Here is a 15,536-nt window from a genome sequence, read left to right as displayed (position 1 = left end):
CTTTTAAGTCAATTGTGCGTCGCCAGCCGACGGAACGATCACAGGCCGGCGTAGGGGTCCGCCAGCGCCGCTTCGGGTCGGCTGATAGGGTACTTAGTTCCCGAGATCTTCGCGGCCAGCTTTTCAGCACCGTTTTTCTCAAGAAGCGCCCGGAAGCTCGGATGCATGCCGCCATCGACATAGGCGTTCAGCGGCGCCGACGTCTGGTTGGTCATCATGCCGGCGAGCTTCGCGTCCTCCGATTGCAGTCGTGCCACCAGTCCGGCATCGGGCGTGGAGATCGCCGCCGGGCAGGCGGCAAGCGGGTCGGACGGTTCGCCATCGGCGAAATCGGTGTTGAAGACGTAGCGGCGGCCGCAGGCCGAAACCTTCGGCTGGCGCTTCGTCGCCTCGAAGATGTCGTAACCCTGCTTGATGTTCTTCCAGAAGTCGAAATTCGGGTCGCCGCGGTGCTTGGCCATGTTCTCCGCCGTCATGCGGAAGGGATAGGCCTGAACCTGGAACGTGCCCTGGCCGCCGGCGAGCGCGCGTTGCACCACGGAATAGATTTCGCCGACACCCTGGTCGGTCATGGCGTAGCAGCCGGACGACGAGCAGGCGCCGTGCACCATCAGCGCTTCACCGGTGTAGCCGAGCGCCGATTCCAGCCGGTTCGGGTAGCCGAGGTTAAACGACAGGAAATATTGCGATTTCGGGTTCAGCATGCCGGCGGAGACGTGGTAGAAGCCCTCCGGCGCCTGGCGGTCGCCCGACTTCATCTTCGGGCCGAGCTTTCCGGACCAGCGGCACATGGGATAGCTCTTCAGCAGCGCGTACTGGCCCTGCTTATTCTGTTTCCAGACTTCGAGTTCGCTTTCCTGCTTGAAGATGCGGATCAACACCGGGCTTTCCGGCTTGCTGCCGTTCTTCGCCATGGCGGCGATCAGCTTGGCCGGGATCGGCGGTGGCTCGCGCACGTCGTCGGCGTCGAGCGCCATGCAGCCGGACAGCGCCAGGGCCATCGCGCCGATCGCCAAGGCATGCCGCATCCGTCGCACCTGCGCGAATATCCTGCCGGCCTGAGGTGTCTCGGAAGAAGGGCTCTTGATCGTCTCGCGCCGCATGCGGGCTCCTGGAAATGCTTCCGCCACCAAGCGTCCTTCGTGTGGCGTGTGTGCCGGCCGGTTGCGTTCGACGCAGTTCGGTTCAGCCTCAAGTTCAGCGATTAAGCGGTGACAGCCCTGGCTGCAAGCCTTTGTCCCTGGCGCTCGCGATCAAAAATTCTTGAACGCGCGCTGCCATAGCTGACCGCCGATTGGGTCGATGTTGAGACAAGATGGTGAATTTTTTCTCAACGCGGGCGCCGGAAAAGTCCCGATGCGTCAGTCCCGCGGCTCACTGCCGGGCGCATAGACGGTCTTCTGCTTGAAGGCAAAGACGTTGCCGCAGCGGCAGCGCACCATGTGCTTGGCGGGGTCGGGAGAGGTGCGTTCAGTCGAGAAGCCCTTGGGCATCACGTCGATGGTAAAGCCGCGATTGCTGCCCTTGCCTTTGTCGTTTTCCGACGCTTCGGCGAAGCCGGCGGCTCCGCATTTGGCGCATTCCAGCTTTCTCGAATACCGATCCCGCGATGCCATGTTCAATCACACTCGATAGCGCTGCCACATCCGGATGGCGGGCGGCGGCGCTTGGTTGCCCGAAACACCGAACTATAGGAGGCCGCCCGTCGTTTCAAGTTTGCCGGTGACGGGTTTTGGCGGCAACGCCTAACGATAGCCGGTTGCGTCGGCCGGCTTGTTCGCCTCCATCACCTCGCGCATGTAGCGCCAGCAATCGGGCCGCGAGCCGTCGAGATCGGAAAACCCGTAGACCTGCGCCAGCCCGCCGCTCGACAGCGACTGGCCGTTCCAGCGGGACTTGTCCGGATCGGCCGCGAGCGCCGCGATGGCGCGGCCGACGAAACGTGGTGTTTCCGAAATGACGAAGTGCGGCTGGTTCTTTGTGGCGTCCTGCCAGTTGTCTTCACCGACCTCGAAATGTTCGAGCATCATCTCCGACCGCATCCAGCCGGGCGTGATCGAAACCGCGGTTGCGCCGTGCGGCGAAAGGTCCTTGGCGTGGGCCCAGGCCATGCGGTTCGCTGAAACCTTGGCAAGGTCGTAGAACGGCGACAGCCGGTAGTTCTCGGCATTGTATTCGGCGGTGCCGTCGGTCACCTCGACCAAGAGGCCGCCGGGCTTCTCGATCATCAGCGGCAGGGCATAGTGGGCGGTGATCAGGTGCGTATCGACGCCGAGATGCAGGAGCTTCAACCCGTTTTCGAGATTGTGCTCCCAGACCGGCTTGTTCCACTCGAACAGCAACTCGCCGCCCCAGACGTCGTTGACGAGGATGTCGAGCCGTCCCTGTTCGCTGCGGATGCGCTCGACAAGCGCCTGTACCTGCGCCGGCTGCAGATGGTCGACCTGGGCGGGAATGCCCTTGCCGCCGAGGCTGGTGACGATCTCGGCGGTTTCCTCGATCGTTTCGGGACGCCCGTAATCGGATTGCTGTTGCCGCGTGGTGCGGCCGGTTACGTAAACAGTGGCGCCGGCGGCGCCAAGTTCGGTCGCGATGCCGCGCCCGCCGCCGCGCGTCGCGCCAGCGACGAGGGCGACTTTTCCTTCGAGTGTCATGATTCTTCTCCTTCGCGGCCGCTTGCCGACTGGCGTTTTCTTGCTCGGGTGATATATAAATGATTGTTCGGTTATAAATGAGAGTCAAGATGCCTCGCCCAAAAACCATGCCTGACGAAGAGCTGCTGGCCGCCGCCTTCGCATTGATGCGGGCCGATGGTCCAGATCGCCTGACCTTCGCGGCGCTGGCTGCACGTACGGGCCTTTCCGGCGCCACGCTGGTGCAGCGCTTCGAGAACAAGGCGAAGCTGATCCAGCGGGCGCTCAGCCAGGCCTGGGACGGGCTGGACGGGCAGACGGCGGAGCTGATGGCGAGCGTACCGCGGACGCCGGAGGGCGCCATCGCACTGCTCGTCGGCCTCTCGGGCGATTATGGCGGTATCGACAGCTATGCCGACGACCTCAGGATTCTGCGGGAAGACCTGCGCGATCCGTTGCTCCGTGCCCGCGGCGCAAAGTGGCGCGACGTGCTCTCAGGCGTGCTCGACGAATGCCTCGCCGGCCTTCCCGCTGCGAGCCCGGGGCTCGGTCTGCTGATGGCGTCGCAATGGCAGGGATCCTTGCTCTGGTGGAGCTTCGACCCGCAGGTGCCGGTCACGGTCTTTGTCGAGCAGAGCCTGACGCGCTTCGTCGAAGCTTTTGCGAGACGGCCGGCAGGCTGACAACTGCGGCAGTGGCGTGCTCACCGGTCTGTCAAATCGCCGTGAGATGGCCGTGCGGTGGATGACGGCGGCGCAAGCTGGTCTTAGATGCTGATCCATGATCAGATTTGTCGCAGTCCTCGTTGCCCGCATCTCCACTTTGGCACTCGTCGTCTCGACGCTTGTCGCCTTGCCGGTCGCGGCTCAGACGCCATCGCCGATTTCGGCCTTGCTGGACGAACTGGCCTCACGGTCAGAGCTTGATCCCCTGAAGACCGTGATCGTCGCCCGCGACGGCAAGATCGTCGCTGAGCGTGGTTACGGCCGCAACCGCGTGACGGACTCGACCAACATCAAGTCGGCGTCGAAATCGATCATCTCGGCGCTGGTCGGCATCGCCATCGACAAGCGGCTGCTCGAAGGTCCGGAGCAGAAGATCGCGCCGATCCTGAAGGCGGACCTGCCGGCCTCGCCTGATCCGCGCATCAACGACATCACCATCGGTCATTTGCTTTCGATGCAGGCCGGGCTCGGCCGTCTCTCGGGCCCGAACTATGGGCGATGGGTCGCCAGCCGGAACTGGGTGCGCACGGCGCTTGCCCAGCCCTTCGACGACGATCCGGGTGGTGAGATGCTCTATTCCACCGCCTCGACCCATCTGCTTTCGGCGATCCTGACGAAGGTCAGCGGCAAGTCGACCCTGGCGCTCGCGCGCGCGTGGCTGGGGCCGCTCGAGGGCTTCCGCATCGGGGCCTGGGATCGCGATCCGCAAGGCATCTACCTTGGCGGCAACCAGATGGCGATGAGCCCGCGCTCCCTGCTTGCCTTCGGCGAACTCTATCGCAATGGCGGCCGCACGGCGTCAGGCCAGCAACTGGTGTCGGAAGGGTGGGTCGCGGCCTCCTGGCAGCATCGAACCAATTCGCGCTTCTCCGGCGACGAGTACGGTTATGGCTGGTTCGAGCGCCAGATCGCCGGTGAAGAAGTGCATTTCGCCTGGGGTTATGGCGGCCAGATGCTCTACATCGTGCCGAACCTGGATCTGACGGTGGTGATGACATCGGCCGAAAGCGGGCCGTCGGCCCGCAACGGCTACCGCGACGCGCTGCATCTGGTGCTCGGCGAGATCATCACGAACGTAAAGGCCGATCCGGAAACGGACGGGTGACAGGGCGCCGGCTCGACGCCGCTCCGCGTCAAGCCAGCAACGGTTCCACGACGCCAAGCAGGCATTCGATCGCAGCTTCATTCTTCAGCGCCGCCTCAGACGCCTCGAATTCCGCGAGCTCGATGCCGGCAATCTGCTCTTTCGGGATTGCCGCGAAGATGGCGCGCAAGGTCTGCGGATAGAGGCCTCCGCCGATCGCATAGGCGGCCGGCACATGCTTCGGCTCGAGCACGTCCCAATTGACATGGATCCAGACCGGCGCATCGCCGATCAACGAAAGAATGACCTCCGGCGTCGCTTCTGTCGGCGAAAGGATGCACACGCCTGCCTGCCGCAGCAAATCCATCTCCGCGGGGTCGATGTCGCGCGCGCCGACGATGACGACCTTTGCCGGGTTCAGCCCGCTGCCGTGGCCGCTCTCCCAGAGCCCGCAGGCGGCAGCCAGCACCATGCCGCCGAGATAGCCGCTTTCGGTGGTCTGCGGCGTGTTGAAATCGCCATGGGCATCGAACCAGAGCAAGACCGCGTCGGCGCGTTCCCGCGCGACGACCGGCAGTGTCGCAAGGCTGGCGGAGCAGGTATTGGCGATGAAAAGTGGTTTGTTGCCCCGCGCAAGTGTTGCGGCAATCGCCGCCTGCAAAGCGGCCAGGGTCTCCCCGGCCTCAGGCAGGCTTGCCGACCAGTCGTCTTCCTTTGCCGGTGACGGGCTGCCGATAACGGTCGGCTGCAGCCCGGTGCGCTTGCTCAGCGCTTCGGCCGTCAGGGCCGCCCCGGGGATAGCGCCGGACGTTCTGTCGGCGATGCGTCCCTGGGAGACGACGAGTTTATAAGGCACGGGCATTCTCCTTGCATTTTCGGTGGGCGTTAACGCCGGTATTGGGCGCACCTGCAAAGCCCGCCTGTTTCAGCGTTTTCGAGGGGATCTGTGGGATTGGTTTGAAGGGAAGCCTCGAAGATTCGATATATCTACGTGGATATATCGATATCGCGCCGCGATCGCAATTTCATCGGGGCGAGCGTTGATGCGATTGCCGTGCACAGGGCGACGCGGGTCGCGGCGACCGCCAATGTCGCTCGGCCGTTTGGCGCGGCGCGGGTGCCGCGGAAATTTCAGAGGTGACAGGTGCTTGCCGCAATCTATGTCGCGGCAAGCGATTTCGTTTAAATCGGCAGCTGGTGCACTTAGCCGGCAAAGCCTTCAATGACGATCTTGCCCTTGGCAGCGCCGGTTTCGATGCGGCGATGCGCTTCGCGCAGGTTCGCCGCGTTGATCGGCGACAGCACCTCGGCAAGCGTCGTCTTCAGCCGTCCGGCATCGATCTCGTCGGCGACGAAGCTCAGCAGACGATGCTGTTCGATCATGTCGGGCGTCTGGTGCATCGGGCGGGCGAACATGAACTCCCAATGCAGGCTCGCCGCCTTGGTCTTCATGCCGGCCATCGGCATGGGCACGTTGGTGTTGTCGATCGAAACGATGCCGCCTTGCGGCCGGATCAGCTCGACAGCGTCGTCCCAGTGGCGCATGTCGTTGAAGATGGCGATGTGGTCGACATGGGGAAAGCCGAGCGCGCGGACCTGCGCGACCAGCGGTTCACGGTGGCTGACCACGTGGTCGGCGCCAAGTTCCTTGACCCAGGCGATGGTTTCCGGCCGCGAGGCGGTGGCGATGACGGTGAGGCCGGCGCGCTTTGCCAGCTGGATACCGATCGAGCCGACGCCGCCGGCGCCACCGACGATGAGGATCGACTGGCCGTGGTCGGCGCCGTCCCGGTCGATGCCGAGCCGGTCGAAGAAGGCCTCATAGGCGGTGATCGTCGTCAGCGGCAGGGCGGCCGCTTCCGCAAAGGACAGGCTCTTCGGCTTGCGCCCGACGATGCGCTCATCGACCAGTTGATACTGCTGGTTGGATCCCGATCGAGTCAGGTCGCCGGCGTAGTAGACGGCGTCGCCCGGCTGGAACAGCGTCACATCAGCACCGACGGCCTCGACCACGCCGCTTGCGTCCCAGCCGAGCACGCGCGGCGTTTCCTCGACCTTGTCCTTCGGCGCGCGCATTTTGACGTCGACGGGATTGACCGCGACGGCGCGGACCGCGACCAGGATATCATGCCCTTTGGGCTCCGGCTTCGGGAGCTCGACATCGAGGAAACTCTCCGGGTCGGAAACCGGGAGATAGCGGGTGAGGGCGACAGCTTTCATGAGTTGCTCCTTTGTGGGGTGAAGAGGTGTGATTGCCGCGGTCATGCCACGCGCTCGAGTGCCGGATAGCTAGAGTAGCCTTCGGCGCTGCCGCCGAAAAGCGTGGCCCCGTGGAAGCTTGCGAGCGGCAGCCCGTCTTTCAGTCGGCGTGGCAGGTCCGGATTGGCGATGAACGGGCGGCCGAAGGCGACGATGTCGGCAAGACCGGCGGCAAGGATCGCCTCGGCCTTCTTACGATCATAGCGGCCGGCGACGATGATGCGGCCGGAATAGGTGGCGCGTAGCTCGCGGCGGAAGTCGTCGGGGATGACGGGCGCATCGTCCCAGTCGGCTTCCACCAGATGGATATAGGCAAGACCGATGCGGTCGATTTCGTCCGCGGCCTTCAGGATCGTTGGGATGATCTCGTCGTCCTTCATATTGCGCTGGGTGATATAGGGCGACAGCCGGATGCCGACCCGGGAGGCGCCGATCTCGCCGGCGACCGCCTCGGCGACCTCAACCAGGAAGCGGATGCGGTTTTCGGCCGGGCCGCCATAGCGGTCGTCGCGCCGGTTGGACGAGCGGCGCAGGAACTGGTCGATCAGGTAGCCGTTGGCGCCATGGATCTCGACGCCGTCAAAACCGGCTTCGATGGCGTTGGCCGCCGCCTGGCGGAAATCTTCGACGATGCCGGCGATCTCGCTCAGCTCCAAGGCGCGCGGCAAGGGGCTGTCGACCATCGCGCCGATGCCGGTTTCTGGATCGGCCACCCAGACCTTTGCGTCCGGCGAAATCGCAGACGGTGCGACCGGGCGTCCGCCGTCGTGGAAACTCTCATGGCTCATGCGGCCGACATGCCAGAGTTGCAGCATGATGCGGCCTCCGGCCCGGTGTACGGCGTCGGTGACGAGCCGCCAGCCGGCGATCTGCGCGGGAGAGTGGATGCCGGGTGTAAACGAGTAGCCCTGGCCCTGCGCCGAGATCTGGGTGGCCTCGGTGACGATGAGGCCGGCCGAGGCGCGCTGGGCATAGTACTCGGCCATCAGGGCGTTGGGCACATTGCCCGGCTGGCTGCTTCGCGCCCGCGTCATCGGCGCAAGCGCGATGCGGTTGGGTAGGGTCAAGGACCCGAGCGGGATCGGAGAAAAGAGCGATGGCATGGTGAGATCCTTTGGGAGGGGCAGTCGCATAGCGGCAGGGCCAAGCGCGGGGAAGCACGTCAGTTGATCAGTGCGCCGCCTTCGATGTCGATGACCGAGCCGGTGACGAAGGGATTGTCGATGGCGAAGAGATAGCCGTTGGCGATATCTTCCGGTTGCCCGGCGCGGCCGGCAGGCAGTGTTGCAGCGGCGCGATCGAACATCGCGTCGCGCGCCTCGCCGGCCATGCCGGCATAGGCTTCCGTTCGCGTCAGGCCGGGGCTGACGACGTTCACCCGCAGCGGTGCCAATTCCTTGGCCAGCACCTTGGCGGTTGCTTCGAGTGCCGCGTTCATCGCCGTCTTGACGAAGGTGCCCGGCACCGATCGGCGGGCGAGAAAGCCCGAGGTGAAGGTGATCGTACCGCCGGGCCGAATGCTCTTGCCCGCCTCGCGGGCAAGCAGGATCGAGCCCCAGTACTTGACGTCGAAGGCGGCCTTGGCTGCTTCGAGGTCGATATCGACGACGGTGCCGCCCGGCGCCGAGGAGCCAGCCGTGACGATCAGGTGATCGAACGGACCGAGTTGTTGGAAATAGGCGGCCACTGCCGCAGCATCGGCAAGATCGAGACCGGTGGCGCGGCTGGCGATCTCTACCCGGCCCGGGCGCTCGGCAAGCGCCTTGGCGACGGCGGCGCCGATACCGCTGGTGCCGCCGATGACGACGGAGACGGTGGTGTCAGTGAAAGTCATGGTCATTCTCCGGAGGAAGGGTGCGGACGGGTTCACAAAAGACGGCTTCGAGCAGCGGTCCGCCGGGCGCGCGCAGGAACAGCCGCCGCTCGCCGATGTCGGCAAGGTCCATGGTCGAATAGGGAATGGCGAGCCGGTCGAGCTTGGCGCGGAAGGCGGCGTAGCCTTCGAACCGGAAGCCGACATGATCGATCGCTTCGGCCGCACGCTCGAAGCCCACGCCACGGCTGCCGATGAGGTGGACGATCGGCTTGCCTCCGGCATAGAGCCAGCAGCCGGGGATTCGGCGGATAGCTGCCGGACGCTCGCCGACGGTCAGGTCGAAGACCGTCTCGAAGAACGCGCGTGTGGCGTCGATATCGGTGGTGCGGATGGTGACGTGGTCGATGTGCATCACGCGTCTCCTTTCGCCAGCAAATTTAGCGCTTGCGGCGCATCCGGATAATTGGCTTATTTCCAAAATTATATTTCGGGGAAAGCGAAAGATGCTGCTGGACAATCTGGCTCTGTTCCTTCTGATCGTCGAAAAGGGCGGGCTTTCCGCCGCCGGCCGCGAGAAGGGGTTGTCGCCAGCCTCCGTCTCCGAGCGGCTGGCAGCACTCGAGGCCCACTATGGCGCCGCACTTCTGAAACGTACGACGCGGGCGATCAGCCTGACGGAGGAGGGCCGCCTGCTGGTGGACGGCGCCCGCCGGCTGCTGGCGGAGGCCGACGAACTGGAGAGCGGCATCCGGTCGGGCACGTGCACGATCTCGGGGCCGATCCGGCTGAGCGCGCCTGAGGATATGGGGCGGCGCTACATCGTACCGATCCTCGATCGCTTTCTCGCGGAGCACCCCGATGTGACGGTGGATCTCAATCTCACCGACGGTTACCTCGACCTGGTCGGCCAGGGCATGGATTTCGCGATCCGGCACGGCGTGCTGGCCGACAGCACGCTGAGGTCTCGGTCGCTCGGGGAGAACCGGCGCGTCGTCTGTGCGGCGCCTTCCTATCTCGAAGCTAAGGCCCGGCCGGAGCATCCCGACGATCTCTCCCGCCACGACTGCATCGTCATGCGCTTCGGCGCCAATCTCGACCGCGAATGGGCCTTTCAGGTGGATGGCAAGCCGCACAAGGTCATGGTGCGCGGGCGTCGCGTCGCCAATGACGGCGGACTGGTGGGGGCGTGGTGCAGGGCGGGGCGCGGCATCGCCCTGAAGTCGGTGTGGGACATCGCCGAGGACCTGGCCTCCGGCGCGCTGGTCGAGCTTCTCAAGGATTTTGCGGTCGGCGAAACCGGGTTGCAGATCGTCTATCCGCCGGCGAACGTCCAGCCACGCCGGGTGCGGCTGTTGATCGAGCGGATCGCTTCGGAACTCGGTTCGATCGAGACTGTCCTGACGCGCATTGGAGACGCATAGGGCCGGCGACACGTCCGCCCGTGGCCGCTGCCGACGTGGCCGTCGTGCAACAGTACCGCCCCCCGTTTTCCAATGCGGCATGCCAGCGCATTGCGGTCGCGCGCGGCTTCACTTATAAAACATGAGTAACACATTCAACATAAGCGGTGGCGCACGGCGCCACCGCTGGTTCCGGCGGCGGCCGCGCGGCTCCCGCGATGGAGAGGCAGATTGATGACCGATGCGATGGTGCAGGGGCTCCACGAACGGGAAGAGGGCAGGATACGCCGTTTCTTCAGCCGCCGCCTCAGAAGTCGCGAGGATGCCGTCGACGCCACGCAGGAAACGTTCATGCGCATGCTGGAGGCATCGCGCTCGACGCTGATCGAGAACCCGCAAGCCTATCTGTTCCAGGTCGCGCGCTCCGTCGCGCGGGTCGCTGCCGAGCGCACCGCGCGCGAGCAGGCGCTGTTCGTTGCCGACGAGGACGGCATCGAGCATGCCGAAGACAGGCCGATCCAGGATCGCATCGTCAACGCCCGCCAGTGCCTTTTGATCATGGCGCGCACCATCGAGGGGCTTCCGAACCGTTGCCAGCAGGTCTTCATCCTCAGCCGCCTGCACGGCCTCAGCAACGGCGCGATTGCCGAGCAGCTCGGCATATCGAGAAACATGGTCGAAAAGCACATCATCCGGGCGCTGCTCGAATGCCGGAAAATGCGCGCCGAGATTATTTTCTGAGCCGACATCAGGCAAAACCATCCATTCAACTCTAAGATGATGGGAGCGATTCTTTGGGACCGCCCGAAGGCATTTTCAGTTCGACCGGAAGACAGGAATGAGTGGCGATCGCCAGACAATCGATGACAGCGTTCTGCAAGCGGCTGCCGGCTGGGTTGCGCGACTGCAGTCCGAGGATGCGACCGTTATCGACCGCCAGGCATTCGAGCGCTGGCTCGACGAGCATCCGGATCATCGGGCGGCCTACGAAGAACTGCGGGCATTATGGAGCGATCTCGGCGAGGTACCGATCCCCGAAGGGCGGCTCGGGCAGTTGCGCGCACAGCGCCGCCGCCGCGTCGGTGGCTTTGTCGGGCTCTGTCTTGCCGCAGGCGTCGCGATCCTGACGCTGGCGACGCCCTATGGCGACCGTTGGCGCGCCGACTACTACACCGGTGTCGGCGAGGTCAGGCGCATCGCGCTGGAGGACGGGACGCAGGTGGACCTCAACACCGACACGGCGCTCGTCGTTCACTATGATCAGGGGCAAAGAAAGGTGCGGCTGCTGCGCGGCGAGGCGTTCTTCGCCGTCGCAAAAAATCCGCAGAGGCCCTTCGTGGTCGAAGACGGCTCGATCAGCGCGACGGCGCTCGGAACCCGCTACTCGGTTGGCGCGACGGGGGCGGACCGAGCGGCCGACGTTAAGGTGGAGGAGGGCCGTGTCGAAGTCGAGGCGGCCGGGCAGAAAGCCATCCTGGGCGCCGGCGAAGCGGCAACGATCGACCGGCAGGGTCGCCTGTTCCTGACGAAGACGGATGTTGCCGCCGGGACGGCCTGGCGCGACGGAAAGCTTGTCTTCTCCCGTCTGCCGCTCCGTGAGGTCCTTTCGACGCTCGAGCGCTACCGCCGCGGCCGGATCCTGCTCATCGACGAGAAGGCTGGCGCGCTCGAAGTGTCGGGCATCTTCGATCTGCACGATACCGACGACGCACTGAGCGTTCTCGAAGCCAGTCTGCCGCTCCGTGTCTTGCGGCTCTCGGGCCTGATGGTCCTCGTCCAGTCGCGTTAGGTTGACGCCGGCGGCAAGGCGGTTTCGCGCCTTACAAGAATCTTTTCTGACAAAAATCGTCCGGTGACGTCAGGAGAACGCGCTCCCCACACTCTTAGTCAGCAGTGGCGGCGCTGCACCTGGTTCGAGGTGGCCCGCCCGGAGTTGGAGTAGGGGATCTCGGATGAGAATTTTGCAGGGTCGTGGATCGCGACGCCGGTCTTTTGCATGCTTGGCGCTCGCCAGTGTTTCTTTCATCGCCTGCGCGAGCGCAGTGCAGGCACAGGCGACGGCGGCACCGTCCGCGATCACGGCGTCCAAAGCGATCTCCGTTCCCGCGGGCTCCCTTGAAACGGGCATTCTCAAGCTCGGCCGGCAGGCCGACCTGCGCCTGCTCTATCCGAGCGCGCTCACCAGCGGCAAGGTGACCAAGGGCGTTGAAGGCAGGCTCGCGACCGAGGCGGCGGTTGTGCAACTGCTCGACGGGACCGGGCTTCGCTTCCGCATCGTCAGCGCAACGACCGTGCAGATCTTCGATCCGGCGGACGCGACGATCACCACCGGCGCCGTCGTCAGGGATGGCGCAACGCAACTGGAAAAGATCACCGCGACCGGCGAGCGGACCGGCGCCGAAGGCATCGTCGAGACTGACGGCTACGTGGCGAAATCCGCAAGGATCGCCACCAAGACCGATACGCCGGTCATGCAGACGCCGCAGTCGATGTCAGTGATCAGCCAGAAACAGTTGCAGGACCTGAAGCCCCAGAACCTGATGGAAGCGCTGAATTATACACCCGGCGCCCGCGTCGGCCAGTACGGCGCCGAGCCGCGCTTCGACGCCTTCAAGGTGCGCGGCATCGACCTGACGCTGACCGGAATCTTCCGAGACGGCTTGCGCCAGATCGCAAGCCCCAACGGCCTGTTCCGGCTGGAGCCCTATGGCGTCGAGGCAATCGCCACGTTGCGCGGCCCGGCCGCCTCCATCTACGGCGCCAGCTCGTCTGGCGGTATCGTCGATATCGTCTCGAAACGCCCGACCAGCGACCCGCTGCGCGAGGTTGAGGTGCAATACGGTTCCTTCGGTCGCGTGCAGGGCGCCTTTGACGTTTCCGGACCGCTCGACGACGAAGGCACCATGCTCTACCGCATGACCGGTCTTGCGCGCGACGGCCGCACCGAGATCGAGGCGGTGAAGGACGACCGCCTGTTCATCGCGCCCGCTTTCACCTGGCAGCCGGACGAGGGCACCAAGTTCACGCTGCTTGGCGAGTACATGGATTCGACCACCGGCGGCACCTGGGGCTACCTCAACCGCTACGGGCCGGACGGCAAGTCGATCGGCGCGATCCCGACCTATGGCGGCGACGCCCGCTTCAACGATTTCACCCAGAAGCAGGCGCGCATCGGCTACGAGCTGGAGCATGAGCTCACAGACAGCGTCACGCTCTTCCACAAGCTGCGCTACTCCGACATTTCGACGCGGCAGGAATGGGTGTTCGCCAAGTATCCGGGCCTGACCGTCGAGGACAACAGCGGCCTTGCCAGCGACACCTATCTGAAGTTCGACTTCGACACGGGTGCCGCTGCGCACCAGCTGATCGCCGGCATCGACTACAGCTACATGAAGTACACCTCGCAGCAGGGCAGCGGGCCGGATCTCTTCACCGACGACTTCACCTATGTGCCGAAGCTGACTTCGACCCAGAAGCAGTCGCAAAGCGGCATCGGCATCTACATCCAGGACCAGATCGAGTATGAGGCCTGGCGCCTGACGGCGGGCCTGCGCCACGACTGGGTGGACAACAAATATTCCATCGACGGAAGGCGCTTCAACCGCGACGACAGCGAGACGACCGCGCGCGCCGCCCTTGGCTACGTGCTGCCGAACGGCATGATGCCCTATGTCAGCTACGGCACGGCCTTCGTTTCCAACCCGGGCGTGATCCTCAATCTCGGCGGCACCGATACGCCGGCGATGCCGACGCTCGGCAAGCAATGGGAAGCGGGCGTCAAGTACGAGATCCCCGGCCAGAACGCGACGATTACGGCCGCGGTCTTCAACATCGACCAGGAAAACGCCACCGTCTACGAGACGTCATCGGGTCTCAACCTCCTGCGCCAGCTCGATCTGAAGTCACGCGGCTTCGAGCTCGAGGGCACGGCCTCGCTCGACAACGGCTGGAACTTCATCGCGTCCTACTCCTACAACGACGTCGAAATCACCAAGCTGACGTCGGAAACGCTCGGCAACCAGCTGAACTCCTCGCCCTACCACATGTTCTCGCTGTGGGCGGACTACGAGGTGCAGTCCGGACCGCTCGAAGGGCTCGGCGTCGGCGCAGGCGTGCGCTATGTCGGCTCGAGCTTCGGCGACAACGTCCACACGCCGGTCCTCAACAACCAGGCGCGCACATTTGTCGATGCTTCGGTGCGCTACGATCTTGGCGCTGCCAATCCGAACTTCGAGGGCGTGCGGCTTCAGCTCAATGCGACCAACCTCTTCGACGAAGTCGAGCAGCTTTGCACAACGGGCTTCTGCTACTTCGACGAAGGCCGCAAGGTCGTCGCCAGCCTGCGCTACCGCTTCTGATGGCGTCGGAAAAGGCAGTCCAGCCAAGGCCGTCGCCGGCCGCGATCTTCTTCGCGGTCGGTGGGCTCTATGTCGCGCAGAGCGTGATCGGCGGGCTGACGATGCTCGGTCTGCCGGCGGTCTTGCGGACGCAAGGCCTCCCGCTCGACCAGATCGGCCTCGTCTATCTGACGGTGCTGCCCTGGGCGCTGAAGTTCCTCTGGTCGCCGCAGGTGGAGCGTTTCCGCCTGCCGGTGGTCGGTCGCAACCGCTCGGCGGTCATCATTGTCGTCGGCGGCACGCTGTCGGCGCTGATGCTGGCGGTTCTCGGGTTCATCGGCCCGGAGCGGCTCTTCCCCGTTCTCGCCTGCCTCGTGTTCATCGCGCTCTTCACCTCGACCGTCGACATCGCCTGCGACGGTTTTGCGGTCGAGACGCTCGCCGAAGAGCATCACGGTTGGGGCAATGCCGCCCAAGTCGGCGGCTCCTATGTCGGCTCGGCGATCGGTGCCGGCCTGTTCCTCGTGCTCGTCGATCGGCTCGGCTGGGCCCCGGCGGTGTGGATCATGGCCGCCGTCGTGCTGGGGCTCGGTCTGCCTTTCCTGCTCGGGCCCGGTTCGCGCCCGACGAACGAGGCGCGCAGCCACACTCCGTCGCTCAAGGCCGCGCTCGCCCGGCCGGAGGTGCGCAAAGGCCTTCTGCTCGCAGCGATCTATGTGTCCGCGCAGAAATGGGGCCTTGCCATGCTCGGCCCTTTCCTGATCGACTACGGGTTCGATCTCGCCTCTGTCGGTATGCTCAATGGTGTCGGCAGCATGCTCGTCGGCTTCGGTGGGGCCTTGTTCGGCGGTCTGCTCGTGCGCCTGTGCGGTACCGGTGCCGTGCTGATCGGCGCGCTGCTCCTGCAGGTGACGATGCTGGTCGCGTTCGCCTATGTCGGCGCCTCCGGTGATGTCTCGCGACCGCTGGTGATGACGCTTGCGGTCGCCAGTTCCTCCGGCGTCATGGCGATCGGCTTCGTCGCGCTCTATGCACAGTTCATGGGCTGGGCCGATCCGCGCCAGGCGGGCGTAGATTTCACTCTGTTCCAATGCATGGACAGCCTTGTCAGCATGGCCGGGGGCTTGGGCGCCGGCTGGATCGCCGAACGGTTCGGCTATTCCGCCTTCTTTATTTGCGCGGCAGGGGTTTCAACGGTTGCGGTGCCGTTGCTGGCGTTCCTCGTGCGGCCGCCGATGCGGGCCGACGCGCAGCGCGCCTTGCGCTGACGCCGGCGCTACCT

The 15,536-nt window shown here is 64.8% G+C and carries 15 protein-coding genes; 7 read left to right on the top strand and 8 right to left on the bottom strand.

Annotation, left to right across the window (positions count from 1 at the left end; genetic code table 11):
* Positions 1-38 precede the first annotated feature (38 nt).
* The 3 genes from FA04_RS26570 to FA04_RS26560 all read right to left on the bottom strand — a co-directional run bounded on the left by FA04_RS26570 (position 39) and on the right by FA04_RS26560 (position 2,654).
* Positions 39-1,028: a L,D-transpeptidase family protein gene (locus FA04_RS26570; RefSeq protein ID WP_034805914.1), complete on the bottom strand. Its 990-nt coding sequence runs from the start codon at positions 1,026-1,028 to the stop codon at positions 39-41.
* Between the two features lie 333 nt (positions 1,029-1,361).
* On the bottom strand, positions 1,362-1,616 hold the full coding sequence (locus tag FA04_RS26565; protein WP_034805462.1) for a hypothetical protein: 255 nt from the start codon (positions 1,614-1,616) through the stop codon (positions 1,362-1,364).
* A gap of 129 nt (positions 1,617-1,745) precedes the next feature.
* Entirely contained in the window at positions 1,746-2,654 is a 909-nt protein-coding gene (locus FA04_RS26560) for an SDR family oxidoreductase (protein ID WP_034805465.1), read from the bottom strand.
* 89 nt (positions 2,655-2,743) lie between these two features.
* Here FA04_RS26560 and FA04_RS26555 point away from each other — a divergent pair, with 89 nt between their 5' ends.
* Complete coding sequence (locus FA04_RS26555) at positions 2,744-3,316, top strand: TetR/AcrR family transcriptional regulator (protein ID WP_034805479.1); 573 nt, start codon at positions 2,744-2,746, stop codon at positions 3,314-3,316.
* Positions 3,317-3,413: 97 nt separating this feature from the next.
* On the top strand, positions 3,414-4,463 hold the full coding sequence (locus FA04_RS26550) for a serine hydrolase domain-containing protein (protein WP_034805481.1): 1,050 nt from the start codon (positions 3,414-3,416) through the stop codon (positions 4,461-4,463).
* A gap of 28 nt (positions 4,464-4,491) precedes the next feature.
* Here FA04_RS26550 and FA04_RS26545 read toward each other — a convergent pair whose 3' ends face one another.
* The 5 genes from FA04_RS26545 to FA04_RS26525 all read right to left on the bottom strand — a co-directional run bounded on the left by FA04_RS26545 (position 4,492) and on the right by FA04_RS26525 (position 8,929).
* Positions 4,492-5,304 carry an arginase family protein gene (locus tag FA04_RS26545; protein WP_034805484.1) on the bottom strand — a complete coding sequence of 271 codons (813 nt, stop codon included), beginning with the start codon at positions 5,302-5,304 and terminating at the stop codon, positions 4,492-4,494.
* Between the two features lie 341 nt (positions 5,305-5,645).
* Positions 5,646-6,662 carry a zinc-binding alcohol dehydrogenase family protein gene (locus FA04_RS26540; protein WP_034805487.1) on the bottom strand — a complete coding sequence of 339 codons (1,017 nt, stop codon included), beginning with the start codon at positions 6,660-6,662 and terminating at the stop codon, positions 5,646-5,648.
* Between the two features lie 41 nt (positions 6,663-6,703).
* Positions 6,704-7,804: an alkene reductase gene (locus FA04_RS26535; RefSeq protein ID WP_034805489.1), complete on the bottom strand. Its 1,101-nt coding sequence runs from the start codon at positions 7,802-7,804 to the stop codon at positions 6,704-6,706.
* Positions 7,805-7,863: 59 nt separating this feature from the next.
* Positions 7,864-8,535: an SDR family oxidoreductase gene (locus FA04_RS26530; protein WP_034805492.1), complete on the bottom strand. Its 672-nt coding sequence runs from the start codon at positions 8,533-8,535 to the stop codon at positions 7,864-7,866.
* The gene (locus tag FA04_RS26525; RefSeq protein ID WP_034805495.1) at positions 8,522-8,929 is read right to left on the bottom strand and encodes a VOC family protein; all 408 of its coding nucleotides are present in this window, start codon (positions 8,927-8,929) and stop codon (positions 8,522-8,524) included. Before FA04_RS26525 ends, FA04_RS26530 begins: the two co-directional genes overlap by 14 nt.
* A 91-nt stretch (positions 8,930-9,020) precedes the next feature.
* Here FA04_RS26525 and FA04_RS26520 point away from each other — a divergent pair, with 91 nt between their 5' ends.
* From FA04_RS26520 to FA04_RS26500, 5 genes are all read left to right on the top strand, one after another.
* On the top strand, positions 9,021-9,938 hold the full coding sequence (locus tag FA04_RS26520) for a LysR family transcriptional regulator (RefSeq protein ID WP_034805499.1): 918 nt from the start codon (positions 9,021-9,023) through the stop codon (positions 9,936-9,938).
* A gap of 213 nt (positions 9,939-10,151) precedes the next feature.
* Positions 10,152-10,658 carry a sigma-70 family RNA polymerase sigma factor gene (locus tag FA04_RS26515; protein ID WP_034805502.1) on the top strand — a complete coding sequence of 169 codons (507 nt, stop codon included), beginning with the start codon at positions 10,152-10,154 and terminating at the stop codon, positions 10,656-10,658.
* A gap of 97 nt (positions 10,659-10,755) precedes the next feature.
* On the top strand, positions 10,756-11,706 hold the full coding sequence (locus FA04_RS26510) for a FecR family protein (protein WP_034805505.1): 951 nt from the start codon (positions 10,756-10,758) through the stop codon (positions 11,704-11,706).
* A 253-nt stretch (positions 11,707-11,959) separates the two neighbouring features.
* The gene (locus FA04_RS26505) at positions 11,960-14,275 is read left to right on the top strand and encodes a TonB-dependent siderophore receptor (RefSeq protein WP_234798790.1); all 2,316 of its coding nucleotides are present in this window, start codon (positions 11,960-11,962) and stop codon (positions 14,273-14,275) included.
* Positions 14,275-15,522 (top strand): MFS transporter, encoded by a 1,248-nt coding sequence (locus tag FA04_RS26500; RefSeq protein WP_034805508.1) that lies wholly within the window; start codon positions 14,275-14,277, stop codon positions 15,520-15,522. The genes FA04_RS26505 and FA04_RS26500 overlap by 1 nt, the downstream gene beginning before the upstream one ends.
* The last annotated feature ends 14 nt before the right edge of the window (positions 15,523-15,536 follow it).

Origin of the sequence: Ensifer adhaerens, from assembly GCF_000697965.2 — a bacterium.
GTDB lineage: Bacteria > Pseudomonadota > Alphaproteobacteria > Rhizobiales > Rhizobiaceae > Ensifer > Ensifer adhaerens.
The sequence above is the reverse complement of the archived record's forward strand: the minus strand, read 5'-3'. Positions and strand labels throughout refer to the sequence as shown.

Bases quoted from the DNA above. Each gene is read 5' to 3' on its own strand.
- FA04_RS26570 (WP_034805914.1), bottom strand. From the start codon at position 1,028: ATGCGGCATGCCTTGGCGATCGGCGCGATGGCCCTGGCGCTGTCCGGC.
- FA04_RS26565 (WP_034805462.1), bottom strand. From the start codon at position 1,616: ATGGCATCGCGGGATCGGTATTCGAGAAAGCTGGAATGCGCCAAATGC.
- FA04_RS26560 (WP_034805465.1), bottom strand. From the start codon at position 2,654: ATGACACTCGAAGGAAAAGTCGCCCTCGTCGCTGGCGCGACGCGCGGC.
- FA04_RS26555 (WP_034805479.1), top strand. From the start codon at position 2,744: ATGCCTCGCCCAAAAACCATGCCTGACGAAGAGCTGCTGGCCGCCGCC.
- FA04_RS26550 (WP_034805481.1), top strand. From the start codon at position 3,414: ATGATCAGATTTGTCGCAGTCCTCGTTGCCCGCATCTCCACTTTGGCA.
- FA04_RS26545 (WP_034805484.1), bottom strand. From the start codon at position 5,304: ATGCCCGTGCCTTATAAACTCGTCGTCTCCCAGGGACGCATCGCCGAC.
- FA04_RS26540 (WP_034805487.1), bottom strand. From the start codon at position 6,662: ATGAAAGCTGTCGCCCTCACCCGCTATCTCCCGGTTTCCGACCCGGAG.
- FA04_RS26535 (WP_034805489.1), bottom strand. From the start codon at position 7,804: ATGCCATCGCTCTTTTCTCCGATCCCGCTCGGGTCCTTGACCCTACCC.
- FA04_RS26530 (WP_034805492.1), bottom strand. From the start codon at position 8,535: ATGACTTTCACTGACACCACCGTCTCCGTCGTCATCGGCGGCACCAGC.
- FA04_RS26525 (WP_034805495.1), bottom strand. From the start codon at position 8,929: ATGCACATCGACCACGTCACCATCCGCACCACCGATATCGACGCCACA.
- FA04_RS26520 (WP_034805499.1), top strand. From the start codon at position 9,021: ATGCTGCTGGACAATCTGGCTCTGTTCCTTCTGATCGTCGAAAAGGGC.
- FA04_RS26515 (WP_034805502.1), top strand. From the start codon at position 10,152: ATGACCGATGCGATGGTGCAGGGGCTCCACGAACGGGAAGAGGGCAGG.
- FA04_RS26510 (WP_034805505.1), top strand. From the start codon at position 10,756: ATGAGTGGCGATCGCCAGACAATCGATGACAGCGTTCTGCAAGCGGCT.
- FA04_RS26500 (WP_034805508.1), top strand. From the start codon at position 14,275: ATGGCGTCGGAAAAGGCAGTCCAGCCAAGGCCGTCGCCGGCCGCGATC.